This is a genomic window from Streptomyces sp. B21-105, from assembly GCF_036898465.1.
In the GTDB taxonomy this organism is placed as follows: domain Bacteria; phylum Actinomycetota; class Actinomycetes; order Streptomycetales; family Streptomycetaceae; genus Streptomyces.
The window spans coordinates 2872405-2889766 of record NZ_JARUMJ010000001.1 but is presented as its reverse complement, the minus strand read 5'-3'; the positions used below and the strand labels follow the sequence as shown (position 1 = coordinate 2889766).

Genomic DNA, 17362 nt, shown 5'->3' with positions numbered 1-17362 from the left:
GAGGCGGATCACATCACACCCCGGGAACCCCCGGTGACAGATCTTGAACGATGTGGGGGGCATGACAGAAGGTTTGGGACTCCTCTGTCGTTTTTTTTGCATGCTTTGGTGGGGTCGACGCGTATGCGTGCTAAAAGTCCGCCGTCGTGGCTGGGGCGGTCTCGCCCGGTCAGGACGGAGTCACAACGACGGCGCCGCCGGCAAAGCCGTGTGGCGACCGTCCTTCTTTTGTCCTCTGCCTTGCTGGTCAGCAGTCTGAGCGCGCAGGCGTGGGCGATACCGGGCCCCGGCATGACGCGTGAGGAGGTCAAGCTTCCCGAACTGCCGGAGAGCACGGCGCTGCCGGCGGACGAGGAGGCGGAGAAGAACCTCACCACCGCGCCCGAGATCCCCATCGACCCGTATGCGCCGACTGCGGTGACGCCGTGGGCGGGGGACACGGGCGTCGCGACGCTGAAGGCGGACACCGCGCCCGGCACGACGGTTCCCGTCGAGGATCTGCCGATCGCGTTGGGCGTGCCCGAGGGCGGCGATCCGGCCGCGCTCGACGGCACGTGGAAGGTCGACCTGGCGGCGCCGAGCGCGTCGCAGGACGCGAACGTGTCCGGCATGATCATGAAGGTCACGCCGCCGGCCGATGCCGATCCGGCCGCGCAGGTCGCGATCGACGTCGACACGACCGGCTTCGCCGACCTCTACGGTCCGCAGGCCGCCGAGCGCTTCGGTCTGGTGCTGCTGCCGAGCTGCGTCATGGACGCGCCGGACACAGGTGACTGCGCTCCGGACGCCGGTGTGACGACGATGTCGGGCAAGACGGAGAAGCAGCCCCAGCGGCTGCGCAGCTCGGTCGAGGTCGTCCCCGCCAAGGAGGCGCCGACCAAGACGACCGCGGCGAAGAAGTCCGCGACCCGCAAGGTCCTCACCGGCTCGGTTCCGGTCTCGGGTCTGCTGGGCGGGAACGCCGGCTCGACGACGTCCGGCGCCTCGGCGCGCACGGCGTCGTTCCGCGCCGGCGACGCGCTGCCGGTGGTGGACGCCTCCGGTCCGCAGGTGGTCGGTGCGATGGACACCGGGGCCTCGGCCTCCGGCGACTTCACCGCCTCGCCGCTGCTGTCGTCCGGGGCGTGGGCGGCGGGCTCGTCGTCGGGTGCGTTCACCTACTCCTATGACGTGCAGGTGCCGGAGACCGCCGGCGGTCTGATGCCGAAGGTGTCGCTGGGCTACTCGTCGCAGTCGGTCGACGGGCGCACGTCGGCGACGAACAACCAGGCTTCCTGGATCGGCGACGGCTGGGACTACAACCCGGGTTCGATCACCCGGACGTACGCCAACTGCCGTGAGGACTCCAAGAAGGAGGGCTCCAACAACAAGACGCACCGCACCGCGGATCTGTGCTGGGGCTCGGACAACGCCACGCTGTCGCTCGGTGGGATGACGACGGAGCTGGTCTGGGACAAGGACCGGGGCACGTGGCTGACGGCCAACGGGGACGGTTCGCGGATCCAGCGGGTGCAGGACGATTCGTCGGGCAACGGCGCGTACAAGGGCGAGTACTGGATCGTCACGACGCGTGACGGGACGAAGTACCACTTCGGCAGGAACAGGCTGCCGGGCTGGAGCTCGGGTCAGTCGGTGACGAACTCGACGCTGACGGTGCCGGTGTACGGCAACCACGACGGCGAGGACTGCTACAAGGCGGGCGACTGGAAGGCGTCGGCCTGCACGCAGGGCTGGCGCTGGAACCTGGACTACGTCGAGGACGTCCACGGCAACGCGATGTCGTTGTGGTGGCAGAAGGCGCAGAACTACTACGCGCGCAACTTCGACTTCAAGAAGCCGGTGGTCTACGACCGCGACGGCTGGCTGGACCACATCGACTACGGTCAGCGCGCCAGCACCCTGTTCTCGGCGACCGCTCCGGCCTCCGTCCGGTTCAAGGTCGAGGAGCGCTGCCTGCCCGAGGGGGGTCTGGCGTGCTCGGACACGAACTTCGAGGACAAGGACCCGGGCAAGTACCGCATCTGGTACGACACTCCGGCCGACCTGAACTGCAAGCCGGTCACCACGACGTACAAGACGAAGTGCTGGAACGCGGGTCCGTCGTTCTGGAGCCGTAAGCGTCTGACGGAGATCACCACCGAGGCGCAGCGCAAGACGTCGACCACCGCGCGTCAGCTGGTGGACAAGCACGCCCTCACGCAGAACTTCCCGGTCTTCAAGGCCGGTCCGAGCCCGAACACCGCCCTGTGGCTGGAGTCCGTCCGGCGCACCGGCTACGACCGCGACGGCAAGAGCGCCGCCCTCAACGCGGTGCGCTTCGAGTCCAACGCCGAGGACATGCCGAACCGGGTGATGCGTCCGAACGACCCGCGTCCGGGGTTCTCGCGGCCGCGGATCGGGCGTGTCATCAACGAGTACGGCGGCGAGACGGTCGTCACCTACAAGCCGGCCGCGGGCGACTGCGCCACCGGCACGGGCCTGCCGGGCAAGACGGACAAGGCGGGCCTGAAGGCCAACACCCGGCTGTGCTACCCGAGCTTCTGGTCTCCGGACCCGGAGGTCGAGGACATCGACTGGTTCCACAAGTACGTGGTGGACTCCATCGAGGAGCTGCCCAACGTCGACGGCGCGTTCGCGACGAAGACGGCGTACGAGTACAAGAACCCGGGCTGGAAGCTCGCCGACGGCGAGTTCACCAAGAAGTCCACCCGCACGTACTCGCAGTTCGCCGGGGTCGAGCAGACCACGGTGATCACGGGCGCGGACAACCCCGACATCAACTCCAAGCGCTCCAAGGCCGTCACCCGCTACTTCCGCGGCATGGGCGACACCGTGTCGATGAAGGACATCGCCGGGGTCGAGATCGCCAAGGACCGTGAGGCGTTCGCCGGCCGCATCGCCGAGGAACTCGACTACGACGAGGCGAACGCCGCCGACACCGACTGGGTCTCGCGCAGCGTCACCGTCCCGGTCGCCACCGAACTGGCACACCGCAACCGCGACGACGGCCTGGACCCGCTGTACGCCTGGCGCGTCACCGAGCCCACCGAGATCGCGTACACCAAGTCCTCCGGCACCAACAGCGACGACACCCGCACCGAGCGGGTCGTCAGGACGAACACCACCTACGAGCCGACGTACGGTCTGCCCACCCTGGTGGAGTCGCTCGGCGACACCGGCAAGACCGGCGACGAGTCCTGCACCAGGTCGGAGTACGTCCACCAGACCGCCAAGAACCTCATCGGCCTGTCCAAGCAGGTCCTGGTCTCCCCGACCACCTGCGCGGCCGCCGACTTCGCCGACCTGTCCACGCTCACCGGCGGCACCCGCACCGCCTACGACGGGCAGGCCTACGGCGCCGCCCTGAGCTCCGGCACCCTCGGCGAGGCCACCGAGTCCTGGTCGCTCAACGGCGCCGGAACCGGCTGGCAGACCAACGGCACCACGGAGTTCGACGACGTCGGCCGGGTCACCCGGATGACCGACATGGACTACAAGACCGCCGGCACCATCACCTACAAGCCGGACTCCGGACAGGTCTTCCAGGTCGTCCAGTCCAACGCCGTCGGCCACACCGAGACGCGTGACGTCGAACCGGGCCGCGGCACCACCCTGAAGACGACCGACGCCAACAACCACGTCACGCAGGCAGAGTTCGACCCGCTGGGCCGGCTCCTGAAGGCCTGGGCGGCGGACCGAGCGCCCTCCGACTCGGCCGTGCCGGACTTTAGGGCCGTCTACACGATTCCGGAATACAAGAAGGACGAGGACCGCAAGCCCTCGTACGTCACCACCTACTCGCGCGGGTACAACGACCGCATCGAGACCTCCGTCACCCTCTACGACGGTCTCGGCCGCGAGCGCCAGACGCAGGAGGAGGCGGACGGCGGCGGCAACCTCATCACCGACACGCTGTACAACAGCTCCGGCGAGGTGTGGCAGACCAACAACGCCTACCTGACCCACGAGGCCAAGCCGGGCGAGCTGTTCACCCCGGTCAGCGACACGGTCGTCCCGAACATCACGCGCTACTCCTACGACGGTTCCGGCCGTGTGCTGGAGGAGATGCCGGTCCTCAAGGTCGCGGACCCGCTGACCGGCGAGTCCAAGTCGGAGCCGGTCCCGGCGCGGGCCACCCGCTACGAGTACGGCCTGGACTGGTCCAAGGTCGACAACCCGCAGGGCACCTCCGACTACCGCGTCTACACCGACGCCCTCGGCCGCACCAAGCGGGTGGACACGTTCAACCCGGACGCGCCCGGCGGCTTCACGTCGATGAAGTACGACTACGACACGCGCGGCCAGATGGTGATGGCGTACCACACCGTCGACAGCACGCACCCGTGGACGTGGACCTACGACAACCGCGGCCGTCAGACGACCGCCACCGACCCCGACACGGGCACCACGTCGACGTGGTACGACAAGTACGACCGCGTGCTCCACACCAAGAACGCCCGCGGCATCGACGTCTGGAACAACTACGACCTGCTGTCCCGGCCCACCGAACAGCACCTGAACACCGCGGACGGCCCGCTCCTGGCCGGCTTCACCTACGACCTGGCCCCCGGCGGCAAGGGCATGCCCTTCACCGCCACCCGCTACACCGACAACGAGGCCTACACCCAGCAGGTCGACGGCTACAACAAGGACTACCAGCCGACCTCGACCACCATGACCCTGCCGCAGTCCGTCAAGGACACCTGGGGCCTGGACACCTCCTACAAGTACTCCTACAAGTACAGCGACGACGGCGTGCTGGAGGAGTCGACCCTCCCGAAGGCCGGCCGGTTCGCCGAGGAGAAACTCGTCGTCCGCTACAACAAGGACGGCAAGCCGCTCTCCGTCTCCGGCAAGGACTGGTACGGCTCGGAGACGGTCTACGACCCCTACGGCCAGGTGCTGCGCTCCACGCTCGGCGCCCAGCCCTACCGGGTGTGGACGCAGAACACGTTCGACGAGTCCAGCGGCGAGCTCAAGCAGCAGTCGGTCTTCCGCGAGAAGCCCGGGGACACCTCCCTGGTCGGCCAGAACCCGAACAACCCCTGGCTGGTCTCCGACCGGTCGTACACCTACGACCCGTCGGGCAACGTCACCTCCGTCAAGGAGGGCTCCCTCGGCATCGAGGAGCGGCAGTGCTTCGCCTATGACCCGCTGGGTCAGCTGAAGTCGGCCTGGACCTCCAAGGACCAGAGCGCCTGCACCGCGCCGAAGAACAGCGACGGCACGCTCAACGTCGCCGCCGGCAAGGACAACTCCGGCTACTGGCAGGAGTACGAGTACGACCTGCTCGGCAACCGCAAGAAGCTCACCGAGAAGGACCTCACCGGCGCCGCCGTCAAGGACGCCACGACCACCTACGCCTACGGCAAGGCCGACAGCACCCAGCCGCACACGCTGACCAAGGTGTCGAAGACCTACACCACGCCGGCCGGCGCACAGGTCAAGGCGGAGGCGGAGCGTCTGTACGAGCTCACCGGCGAGACCAAGACCGTCACCTCCGTCGAGAACGGCGACAAGCAGTCGCTGTCCTGGACCTACGACGGCCAGGTCGACCGCATCACCGGCCAGGGCACCGGCGGCAAGACCCCGTACGTGGGCCTCGCCGACAAGTGCCTCGACCTCAAGGGCGGCCTCGCGGTCGCCGCGACGGCGATCCAGCTGTACCCCTGCAACGCGTCGGAGGCACAGAACTGGCGCTTCACCCCCACCCCGGGCACGACGCAGACCGACCGCGACCGGGGCACGCTGAACGTCTACGACAACTGGTGCGTTCAGCCGGCCGCCAACACGGCCGGGTCCGCGGTCCAGGTGCAGAAGTGCAACGGCTCGGCCGGCCAGGAGCTCAAGCGGAACGCCTCCGGCCAGCTCGTCCACCTCGCCTCCACCTTCTGCCTGGCGGTCAAGGACGCCAATTCGGCGAACTCGACCCCGCTCGTGCTGGCCGCCTGCGACGCCGCGAAGGCCGAGCAGCAGTGGGCGCCGCAGAACGACACCCGTCACATCTACGGTCCCGACGGCTCCCGCCTGCTGACGATCAAGGGCAAGCAGGCCACGCTGCACCTGGGCGAGACCGAGATCACCGTCCAGAAGGGCGGCGTCCTGGTCAACACCCAGCGCACCTACTCCGCCCCCGGCGGAGCGGTCATGCGCTACGCCTACGGCAACGGCCCCGAGAACCTGGTCGCGCTGACGACCGATCATCAGGGCAGCACCTACGCCGAGATCGCCATGAGCGGCGAGATGCCGGTGCGGATCCGTAAGCAGGACCCGTTCGGCAATCAGCGTGCCGCGAGCACGACCGGCGTCAACCTGCAGACCCACGCCGGGTTCCTCGGCGCGACCGAGGACGACGCCTCCGGCTACCAGCCGCTGGGCGCCCGTCTCTACGACCCGGTGGTCGGACGCTTCCTGTCCGCCGACCCGGTCCTGGACCTCAACGACCTTCTGCAGTCCAACGGCTACGCCTACGCGCACAACAACCCGGTGACGATGTCCGACCCGACGGGTCTGGCCATCTCGCTGTCCGCCTCCGAGCGGTCCGCGGCACTGTCGGGCGCGGGTCTGTCGCCGGCGCAGGTCGCGCAGGCCCAGTCGATGATGGGCAAGTCCCTGACCTCGGTGATCCTTGCCGTGGCGTGGGAGACGCTGAAGGACTTCATCGGCATCAACGACGCGATGGCGTGCTTCGGCGGTGACATGTGGTCCTGTGTCGGCATCGCCGTCGACGCGATCCCGTGGACGAAGCTCGGCAAGATCCCGTCCGTCATCAAGGCCGTCAACCGCACGATCAAGGCGATCGAGTCGTTCAGAGCGGCGAAGAAGGCGGCCGAGCTGGTCCTGAAGGCGGCGAAGGCCGCCGAGGCCGCGGCGCTGAGAGCGAAGAAACTCGCGATCGAGCGAGCCAAGAAACTCGCGGCGCAGAGAGCCAAGAAGAAAGCCGCCGAAGCAGCCAAACGAACAGCCGACAGAGCGGCGGCCGCAGCCAGGAAGACCGGCAACCGAGCCCAGAAGCAGGCCCAGTCCAAGGCAGCCCCGAAGGTCTCGTCCCACGGGGGCGGCGGCGGAAAGGGCCGCGGCGCCAAGGCGGGCGGCTCCAAGCCCGGCGGCAAGTCCGGCGGCTCCTCCAAGAGCAACGGCGGCTCCAGCGGCAGCGGCGGCTCGGGCAAGGCCGACGGTGACGGTGGGACGTGCAACAGCTTCGTACCCGGCACCAAGGTCCTGATGGCCGACGGCACCACCAAGCCGATCGAGCAGGTCAAGACCGGCGACAAGGTCGTGGCGACCGACCCGAAGACCGGTGAGACCCGTGTCGAGACGGTCACGGCCGAGATCAAGGGCCAGGGCCTGAAGCACCTGGTCAAGGTCACGATCGACGTCGACGGCAGCAAGGGCACCAAGACGGCCCAGGTCACCGCGACCGACGGCCACCCGTTCTGGGTCCCGGAACTGGGTGAGTGGATCAAGGCCACCGACCTGCACGCCGGCGAGTGGCTGCAGACCAGCGCAGGCACGTACGTCCAGATCACGGCGGTCGACCGTTGGACGGCCCAGAAAGCCGCCGTTCACAACCTCACCGTCAGCGACGTCCACACGTACTATGTGGTGGCGGGGGCCACGCCGGTCCTGGTTCACAATTGCGGCGGCAGCGAAGCCGGTGCTCAACAACTGGCAGATCGCGCGGAGGATCTTCAGTCTCAGGCAGGCTGGAGTGGCACTACGGCGGTTGTGCGGGTTCGCAACCTTTCCGATCCCAGTCGAGTAGAAACCTGGGTCGCCAGCAATAAGACCTACTTGCCAACGGGTTGGAGAAAGAACAACTCACTGCGGCCGGGCGAGATCTTTGTTCAGCTTGAAGGTCACGCAGAACAGTCCATTCTGGACGCTCTGGACGGGAAGTGGGACATTATTGAGGGTGGTACATCCACTGGGGTTTGCTGGGGTAGATGCACGCCGTTGCTGCAGCAGCATGGCGCAACGATAGGGGGGCCTGACTACAGAAGTAGTAAGGCCAATTCGCCAAAGAGGTTGTTTTGGAAGCCGTAGATATCTCACACGAGACCCTAGCGGCTCTGTTCGAAGAAGCAGAGCCCGAGGTTGCGATCGCGGCTGGAGCGCTCTGCCTCTATCGCATCACTCCACTCCTCCCTTGGGATGGAAGAGAGCACCCGCAGTGGGAGCTCATCGAGGCGGAGTGGTCCGACCTGCGTGTCCTGCCGCAGCAGATCGACGAGGTCATTCGGCGCCTCCGGCAGGCGCTGAGGGTGGAGCCGACTGAGACAGCAGACGAGTCTCTGGAAGAGCTGCATGAAATGGCCTCAGAAGCAGTACTCAGGTACACAGACGTCGATTCTCTGGATTGCGTTGAATGGGCCGACTGGTGCTCCACGCTCGCCCTTGACATCCATCAGCAATTGGACGAGTTGCTGGATATGTCCGGCCGTGAGGTAGGGGCACAATTCTTCCCGGCAGGCACCGAGCCAGAATTGACACATCTGCAGGCGCTTGAACTCGAAGATCAGATTTACATCCTGAGGGATCTGTCGATGAATGGATCCCAAAGAATCAGGAAAGTAATTCAGAGAGCCATAGATGGGCAATTGCGCGTAGTGGAGGCATTCTCCCGTCTGGCCTAGTCACAGTGAACTGATACGCGTCCAACTGGTTGGAATTCGACGGATTACAGTCCCGTCTCTAGTTGGACAGCAATCATGAGGAATGGAAAATTTCCTGCGCGCAGCCTCACCAGATCCAACTCTGGTGAGGCTGCCGTGACATCCGACGGCAGTGGCTGGCGGATCCGTCCTTCGTGAACGTCAGCCTGGACAGGGACCCAGGGCTGATTCAAAGTCTTGGGGATCATGGAAACGTGCAAGTCGCGGAGGTGCGACGATCCGGCGGAAGCCGTCACGTTCACAACGAAGCTCCGGTTGACGGGGCAGGGCGATGGTTCCTCTGATATCAATGAGCTTCTTCGAGCTGGCCACCGATCAGGTGATGGGCCGTGAAGCGCAACGAGCGAGGCCCCCGGGCTGTTGACCGAGATGTCTGACGTCTCAATCACGTTGCTCGGGGGCCTCGTTGGTCATCTATCCTGCCGCACTCGACCTGCCCCATGCGCTCGTGGAGTGGGTGACGATGCTCCTCGTCACCCGTGAGGGTGACCGGCGCTGCAAGCTCCGCCCGTCTCAGCGCGCGATGGTGGCACTGGTGTACCTGCGCGAGCACACCACCCTCGCCAAGATCGCTGCCGGTTCGGGATCAGCGAGTCCACAGCCCACGCCTACACCAGCGCGGTCATCCACCTCCTCGCCGAACGCGCGCCGGGCCTGCTGAAGGTCCTGCGCGAGGCCGATGCGGACTTCGTCCTGCTGGACGGCCCACTCGCGGGACCGGGTCGGCGACGGACGAGCCGACTACTCCCATAAACACCGCAGGCATGGGGTGAACGTGCAGGCGGTGACCGATCCGGGCGGCCGGCTGCTGTGGCTCTCACCCACGTTGCCGGGCCGAGCTCACGACCTGACCGCTGCCCGCACCCACCGGATCATCCGCATCTGCGAGCGCCAGGGCGTCCCCATCCTGGCCGATCTCGCTTACCAGGGCGGCGGCCCCTGGGTGACCACGGGCATCAAACGCAGACCCCTGCAGGAACTCACCCTCACGGAGAAGACCGTCAACCGGGCGCTGTCCGCGGCATGGGCACCGGTCGAGCGTGGCGTCGCGCGCCTGAAGTCCTGGCAGATCTTCCGCAGATCCCGATGCAGTCCAAACCGCATGACGTCAATCGCCAAAGCGGTCCTCACCCTGGAGCGGCAACGCTGAAGAAGCTCAATGACGCGATGGCGTGCTTCGGCGGCGACATGTGGTCCTGTGTCGGCATCGCCGTCGACGCGATCCCGTGGACGAAGCTCGGCAAGATCCCGTCCGTCATCAAGGCCGTCAACCGCACGATCAAGGCGATCGAGTCGTTCAGAGCGGCGAAGAAGGCGGCCGAGCTGGTCCTGAAGGCGGCGAAGGCCGCCGAGGCCGCGGCGCTGAGAGCGAAGAAACTCGCGATCGAGCGAGCCAAGAAACTCGCGGCGCAGAGAGCGAAGAAGAAGGCGGCCGAAGCAGCCAAACGCACAGCCGACAGAGCGGCGGCCGCAGCCAGGAAGACCGGCAACCGCGTCCAGAAGCAGGCCCAGTCCAAGGCGGCCCCGAAGGTCTCGTCCCACGGCGGCGGCGGAAAGGGCGGCGGCAAGGGCGGCGGCGGAGGCTCCAAGCCCGGCGGCAAGTCCGGCGGCTCCTCCAAGAGCAACGGCGGCACCAGCGGCAGCGGCGGCTCAGGCAAGGCCGAGGGCGGCTCCGGCGGAGGCGAGAGCGGCGGGACGTGCAACAGCTTCGTCCCCGGCACCAAGGTCCTGATGGCCGACGGCACCACCAAGCCGATCGAGAAGGTCAAGGCGGGCGACAAGGTCGTCGCGACCGACCCGAAGACCGGTGAGACCCGGGTCGAGACGGTCACGGCCGAGATCAAGGGCCAGGGCCTGAAGCACCTGGTCAAGGTCACGATCGACGTCGACGGCAAGGCCGGCACGAAGACGGCCCAGGTCACCGCGACCGACGGCCACCCCTTCTGGGTCCCCGAGCTGGGTGAGTGGATCAAGGCCACCGACCTGCACGCCGGCGAGTGGCTGCAGACCAGCGCAGGCACATACGTCCAGATCACAGCGGTCAACTGTTGGACGGCCCAGAAAGCCGCCGTCCACAACCTCACCGTCAGCGACCTCCACACGTACTACGTGCTGGCGGGTGCTGCACCGGTTCTCGTCCACAACTGCAATGCGGACCCTCAGAGTGCCCCTGGGGGTAAGAACGGCGCTGCCGTCAGCATCAAGCAGGTGAAAATGGCACTGGGTAGGGCCGGCATGAGTGTTTCCCGGTACGACATCGTGCACGTACCTGAGATCCGCACTGCAGGAGATGGTCTGCCTGCCTATGGAAACAGTCCTCACAACTATGACGGGGAACCGAATCTGGGCCCGCGAGGCCGCCCGGTGATCGAGATCTCGGACATGGGACTGGCCGATATGGATACGGCTGTGCTGACGATCTTCCACGAGATCTATCATCACCGCATGAATGCCACATGGGGCGTGCCCGGGCTGGAGTCCGCTGCGGAGCGGTACGGGGAGTCCATGCTCGGAATGTTCAGGCGAAGGACGGGCCGATGACTCAGATGGGGCGATTTACGTCCTCAGAGATCGAGACTCTGAGTCGGGAGCGAAACTTCCTGAGGGATCAGGCGGAGTGGCCTTGCCCTTCGTGTGGAAAAGCTAAGATTCGCACCTACCTCAGAAATACGAAACGTGCGGATCGTCCGGCAGTGATCAGCTATACATGGTGTGCCCATTGCCGCAAGATGTCTGGCTCGACCGGCCCTCTGCCGCCCGGTCTGACCATCTCGGATCCATGGCGGGAGTTGGACCCGGAGGCGTGGGAACAGTTCGATACCAGCCTGCCCAGGTTCTTCGCCAGGCTTGACCAACTCTGGGAGGACGGCGTGCTGCCGCAAAGCGTCGTCTGGACGCGATAGCAAAGTGCCGATCATGTCGTAACACGAGCAAGCAGAAGCCCCGCCAGGTGACCCTTGGCGGGGCTTCTGCACAGGGTGACGGCAGTAGTTGACGGCAACGTCAACGGACGAGAGCAGCGCCGGTCGGGCCGTCGAGGGCCGTGCTGAGAGTGTCGATGGCGTCCGGTGGAGACGGAGACGAACCGAGCGATGCCGACCGCATGCGCCGCAGAGAGCTGTACGAGGACGCAGGTGCGAACATCGCCCAGGCGACCAGGTCCGGGACCCACGGTGGTGAGACCGCCCGTTGGCTGGAGCGCGCAGGGCTTGCTGAGGTGCCGTGACTTCCACCGGCGGTTCGGCGAGGACTTTCCGGGCTGAGGCCGGACCGAGGCTGAGCACGGGGTCCCTCTTCGAGCAGAGGGTTCGGGACTCCCGGCCGGGTCGGTCGTCGGCCGGGGGCCAGGCGTAGCCCCACTCCGCGTCGCGGGCTGCCTTGTAGAGGTCGCCGTGTTTCTTCGTCACCGTGGTGCGGGTCAGTTGTTCGTCGGGTTGGCACAGGTCGAGGAGGACCTGGCCGTTGCGGATCTGGGGGCGGCGGACGACGCGGGAGGGGGCGGGGGAGGGGGCGGGGGAGAGGGGGAAGCGGGTGGCCGCGATGTAGCTGAACTTCTCGTCCTCGTAGGGGAGGGAGCCGCCCTTGACCTGGCGGTGCAGGGAGGAGCGGCTGACCCGGGCCGAGAAGTGGCACCAGTCCGTGCCGGGGACGATCGGGCAGGCCGCGCTGTGCGGGCAGGGCGCGGCGATGCGGAAGCCGGCGGCGATCAGACGGTCACGGGCCTCGATCATGCGGGCGTGGCCGTCCGGGGCAGGGCTCGAGAACTCCCGAGCCCTGCGTACTATGCCGTGGCGGGTGCTGCACCGGTTCTCGTCCACAACTGTGACGATCCCGGGCACGCGGACAATTGCTACTGCGATATGGGAGATACTCCCAAGTCGCGCGCAGACGCCATGAGCGACGATATGTGGGGCGGCGCCCGCGCAGCCTCCCAGCGCAGACCGGGGTCTCCACGGGGCATTGGCGGCAGCCGACGATGGAATGACTGAAGCTGACATTCAAGAGCATTTCGCGAATGCGGATCGAGTGCTTTGGCAAGGAAGCGGGGACAATCTCGCTCGGGTGTACCTGAGGCAAGCTGCTGACGGAACACATGACGTTGCCATCCGTAGCTTCCCCGAAGGGGGACCGATTACCAGCTTCAGGGGGCTGACGGAGTCCTCCCTGCGAGGGCGTATCGCTAGTGGAAGGTGGTTTGATCAGGATGGATGAGATGGGCTCGGATCCAACGTGCTGTTTCTGCTGTCTCGTCATCCGGGAAAGCGAGGATCCATTGGCGATGCGAGTCAAAGTGGGCCCACTTTCTGGAGAAGTCCGTCAAATTCTCTATGCGCACTCGCAATGCTTCCGATCCCAGCTGCATGAGGAAGTGGAATTTTGGTGGGAGTACTAGCTCCTTTCGGTCGTCGCTAGTGTTCCATCGAGGTCCTGGCTGCAGCGATCACTGATGATCTGAGCGTTTGCATCGAAACCGAGGCCCCACCGGAATGGATTCTGGTGGGGTCTCTGGCAGGGCGATTGCAAAGTCCGTTGATCGTGTGTTGGCGCAGGTCAGTTGAGTCCGAGGAGTGCCAGTGGCCGCTCGTAGGGGCGGAGGGCTGTCGTGCGGAGTCCGGCGGCGATGTTGGTGTGGCCGGCGTTGCGGAGCTGGTTGATGGCGAAACTGCGCAGGGTGGCCATGTTCTCCGGGCCGTGCCCGGTGCGGATCTTCGAGGCGTCCTCGCGAAAGGCGGTGTCCCGGACGAAGTGGAGCCTGTTCTCGATCACCCAGTGCGCCCTCAGGATCTTCGCGATGCGTTCCGGGGATGCCTGGCGGCTGGTCAGGTCGGTGATGACGTAGACGGTCTCGCGGCTCTGCTTACCGGTCTTGGCGTCGGTGCGGTGGCGTACGACCTTGGCGACCTGGGCGGCGTGGGGGAAGTCGACGCCGAGGTCGGTGACGGTCAGGGCCTGCACGACCCGGGTTTCCTTGCGGCCGTGGCCGGTGGTTCGGTCGTAGAACTTCGCCGTCGCCTCGCCCCAGGGCAGCGTTCGCAACTGCTCGTAGAGGTTCTTCTGGTTCCGCTTCACCGTGAAGACGTAGTGCGCTTTCTTCGCCTCGACGAGGAAGCGGGCGTGGTCGCGCTGGGTGTGGAGAGCATCGCCGGTCACGGTGACTCCTTGCAGGTCATAGGGGTCCAGGAGAGCGGCGAAGCACGTGATCTCGTTCGTCTTCTCCGGGACTCGGAGCTGGGTGACGGTCATTCCGGTGCCGGTCATCGCGGCCAGCAGGTGGGCGGCCTGGGTGGCGCCGAGGCGCGAGCCGCGGGCGCTCTTGCCGTCCACGGCGAGGGTGTCCGCGCCGGCCGGGTCGTGGCCGAGGAGGTCGGCCAGACCGCCGGGGCAGGTGTCCTTGATGACCCGGCGGATCGTCGCGCCACTGGGTGGGACCCGGACGGCCAGAGCGGTCGCGGTGCGGGCGCCGAGCCGGGCCAGAACGTCCTGCGGGGCGTCGGTGGCCCACTCATCGATCGCCGCGAAGCTACTCGCCCCGGTCACCACAGCGGAGCAGACGATCAGCAGTACTGCCACGAAGGGGTGACGCTTCCCGCGCCGGCACCGCGGATCGGCCAGCGTGGCCAGCCGCTCGGCCAGCGGACCCGTCGCACAGTGCTGACGGGTGGGCGACTTGACCAGACAGACGGTGGCAGACTGACGGCACATCGAAGCTCCGTTGGGCGCAGGCGACTTGGCAAGGTCACCTCCGCAACGGAGCTTCGTTGCGTCCGGTCGCGCACCCTCCCGGCATCGTCACACCGCCGTGACCTGCACACTCACGAGATCACCGCGACTTTGCAATCGCCCTGGGGTCTCTGGTGCGTCTGTCGGCAGTAGGTGACGGCGACGGGCCGCTGCTGCACAAGGCGGCGGCGCGCCGCCATTATCGATCTCGGCGGCGACCTCCGTGGGGTCGATCGGCGGACGTCCGAGGAGGTTGATGCCCAGGCGGTGGAGGCAGATCGGACGTGCGCACCGGGGACCAAAGCGTCAACCTCGTGTATTCAGCTACGAGGGCCGTCCGCCAGCGATGTGACGACCTGACAGCAGAAGGGTGCCCCTGACCTGCGATGATCTGGATTTCCTAGATCAAGAACGTCGCAGAGTGGGGGCACCCGACAGGTGCAGGCTACCGAATGGAATCACCGGCTCGTCGTGCGGGCCGACGGCAAGAACCTGGTCGGGCACGCGGGCGTGGTGCTGCTGCGCCGGATAGCGGACCGCGTCGGGCTGACCCGGGCCCTGACCGCCGCGCTGCCGCAGGGCGTCGGGCCGGGGTGGCGGGATCGCGGGATGGCCCTTGTCCAGCTGGCTTGCGCGATCGTCCTCGGCGCGAGGAACATCCTGCAGGCCGAGCAACTGCAGCATCACTGGCGGCCGTTGTTCCCCTGTCCGGTCTCGGACAGCACCCTGTGGCGCACGCTGGAAGCCATCGACGGCCCGGTCGCAGCCCGGGTGGAGCGCGTCCGTGCCGTGATACGGCGTGGGGTGTGGACGCTGCTCGCCCTGCGCCCCGGCGGGTTTCCCTGGATCTCGGTATGCGGGCGCAAGCTCACCAACTGGTACGTCCTCGATCTCGACGCCACCCTCGTGACCTGCACCAGCAAGAAGGACGGCGCGGCCGGCACGTTCAAGGGCAGCTACGGGCATCACCCGCTGGGAGCCTGGCTGGCCAACACCCGCGAATGCGTGACGATGCTGCTGCGGCCGGGCAACGCCGCGGCCAACGACATCGCCGACCACAAGAGCGTCCTCGCGGCAGCCCTGCACCAGCTCCCGCTGCCGCTGTGGTCGAAGCTGCTGATCCGGATCGACGGCGCGGCCTTCAGTCATGGCCTCCTTGAGCATCTGCAGGCGCTGACCACCAGCCGCCGCCGGGTGCGCTGGATCACCGGCTGGGCCATCAACACCGCCGACGAGAGAGCGATCGCACTGCTGCCCGCGGACGTGTGGAGTGACGCGCTGCGCCAGGACGGCGAGGTCCACGAGATCAAGGGCCCGGACGGGGAGAAGGTCACCTACCAGGTCGCCGAGCTGACCGGGGTCCGCGACCTGACCGGCTGGCCCGAGGGGACACGGCTGATCGTGCGCCGGGTCAAACCCTCGCGCCGCGACCTGAAGAAGCTGACCGCGTTCGAGCAGCGCACCGGCTGGCGCTACCAGATCGTCGCCACGAACATCCCCACCCACCAGGGGCTTTCCGGGGTCCCAGGCTCCGGACAGGTGTGGTTCGTCGACGCTCTCTACCGTGATCACGCCGAGGTCGAGGACCGCATCAAAGCGATCAAGAGAGTCGGGCTCGGGCTACTGCCCTCCAAGTCCTTCCAGCTCAACGCCGCCTGGATGCTGGCCGCCACCCTCGCCGCCGACCTCGACGCCTGGACCCGACTCCTCCTCCTGCACGACGAACCCGAACTCGCCGCCGCCGAACCGGAGACAATCCGGACGAAGCTCTATCACCTGCCCGCCCGCCTCACCACCCACGCCCGCCGGCGCACCCTGCACCTCGACCGCACCTGGCCCTGGGCACCCGCGTTCGCCACCGCCTGGCGACACGCAACCGGCCTCCCGGCCGACACCTGACGACCGGCCCCGCCCCAACGACACCGGAGAGGAGGGAACCCGCAGCACCCTCGGGCCCGTGGAACCCGACGCCCCGCAGCGTCACGCGACGGCCCATCCTCGAACGGCAGGGGATATTACGGGCAAGTCGCCGAGCCGACCGGCGTCACACCGCCAGTGAAGAATCGAGGTCAAACGTCCCCGTGACCGGACAAGCGCAACGCTCTTTGGCGTGAGATTTTTCCGGACATGGAAGAAGTCGGGTTCACCCTGGATCCCGACGGGGACGAGCCGATCGAGTCACAATTGATCTTCCGTCCGACGCTGCGGTGGGCCGAGCGGCGGAGTTTGCGGCAGGTCAGCTCGGCGAACCAGCGCTCGACGAGGTTGAGCCAGGACGCCGAGGTGGGGGTGAAGTGCAGATGGAAGCGGGGGTGTCGGAGCAGCCACTTCTTGACCGGCTCGGTCTTGTGGGTGGTGTAGTTGTCCAGGACCAGGTGGAGTTCGAGGTGTTTGGGCACGGCGGCGTCGATGACCTTCAGGAAGCGGAGGAACTCCTGGTGGCGGTGGCGGCGGTAGTGCTGAGCTATGACCGAGCCGGAGGCGATGTCCATGGCGGCGAACAGGCTGGTCGTGCCGTGCCGGACGTAGTCGTGCGTCATCTTCGCCGGCGTGGTCGGCGCGGGCGGCAGCACCGGCTGGGTCCGGTCCAGGGCCTGGATCTGCGACTTCTCGTCCACCGCCAGGACCAGGGCGTTCTCCGGCGGCGACAGGTAGATGCCCACCACGTCGCGGACCTTGGTCACGAACTGCGGGTCGGTCGACAGCTTCCAGGTCTCCACGATGTGCGGTTTGAGGCCGAACGCCCGCCAGATCCGCGAGACGGTCGACTGCGACATGCCAGCCGACGGCGGAGGATGTCCTGGGCCAGGGTGAGGTGGAGGTGGAAGTCCCGGCCGGGGAGGTGGCCGTGGCGTACGGCGTTGGCGGTGAGCTCCGCCGTGATGAGGGTGAGCGTCTCGTTGACCGGGGTTGCGTAGGGCTGACCCCAGTCGTTTAGGCGGTGCGAGACGAGCCGGCGGGCGAGG

7 protein-coding genes and 3 pseudogenes are annotated in these 17362 nt (G+C 66.9%); 7 read left to right on the top strand and 3 right to left on the bottom strand.

The features are described 5' to 3' along the window. Positions 1 to 210: 210 nt before the first annotated feature. The 6 genes and pseudogenes from QA802_RS13020 to QA802_RS13005 all read left to right on the top strand — a co-directional run. Positions 211 to 8046: a ricin-type beta-trefoil lectin domain protein gene (locus tag QA802_RS13020; protein WP_443042099.1), complete on the top strand. Its 7836-nt coding sequence runs from the start codon at positions 211 to 213 to the stop codon at positions 8044 to 8046. Then, a complete protein-coding gene (locus tag QA802_RS13015) occupies positions 8034 to 8636 on the top strand; it encodes a hypothetical protein (RefSeq protein ID WP_334521512.1) in 603 nt (200 codons plus the stop codon). The genes QA802_RS13020 and QA802_RS13015 overlap by 13 nt, the downstream gene beginning before the upstream one ends. Positions 8637 to 9081: 445 nt before the next feature. Beyond that, entirely contained in the window at positions 9082 to 9336 is a 255-nt protein-coding gene (locus QA802_RS41530; protein ID WP_443042098.1) for a hypothetical protein, read from the top strand. Then, positions 9261 to 9428, top strand: coding sequence for a hypothetical protein (locus tag QA802_RS41525; RefSeq protein ID WP_443042274.1), 168 nt, complete (start codon positions 9261 to 9263; stop codon positions 9426 to 9428). Before QA802_RS41530 ends, QA802_RS41525 begins: the two co-directional genes overlap by 76 nt. After that, positions 9355 to 9825: a transposase family protein gene (locus QA802_RS41520; protein WP_443042097.1), complete on the top strand. Its 471-nt coding sequence runs from the start codon at positions 9355 to 9357 to the stop codon at positions 9823 to 9825. The genes QA802_RS41525 and QA802_RS41520 overlap by 74 nt, the downstream gene beginning before the upstream one ends. A 5-nt stretch (positions 9826 to 9830) precedes the next feature. Continuing rightward, a pseudogene (locus QA802_RS13005) lies at positions 9831 to 10832 on the top strand (polymorphic toxin-type HINT domain-containing protein); the annotation flags it as partial. 1175 nt (positions 10833 to 12007) lie between these two features. On the opposite strand, the pseudogene QA802_RS13000 reads toward QA802_RS13005, so the two are convergent. Together QA802_RS13000 and QA802_RS12995 are read right to left on the bottom strand one after the other, a co-directional pair. Then, positions 12008 to 12424 (bottom strand): annotated as a pseudogene (locus tag QA802_RS13000) (small ribosomal subunit Rsm22 family protein); the annotation flags it as partial. Between the two features lie 802 nt (positions 12425 to 13226). Beyond that, positions 13227 to 14378 carry an ISAs1 family transposase gene (locus QA802_RS12995; protein ID WP_334518345.1) on the bottom strand — a complete coding sequence of 384 codons (1152 nt, stop codon included), beginning with the start codon at positions 14376 to 14378 and terminating at the stop codon, positions 13227 to 13229. 456 nt (positions 14379 to 14834) lie between these two features. Between QA802_RS12995 and QA802_RS12990 the strand changes: the two genes are divergently transcribed. Further along, a complete protein-coding gene (locus QA802_RS12990) occupies positions 14835 to 16295 on the top strand; it encodes an IS1380 family transposase (RefSeq protein WP_334518312.1) in 1461 nt (486 codons plus the stop codon). Between the two features lie 299 nt (positions 16296 to 16594). Here QA802_RS12990 and QA802_RS12985 read toward each other — a convergent pair. Continuing rightward, positions 16595 to 17176 (bottom strand): annotated as a pseudogene (locus QA802_RS12985) (IS630 family transposase); the annotation flags it as partial. Positions 17177 to 17362: the final 186 nt, after the last annotated feature.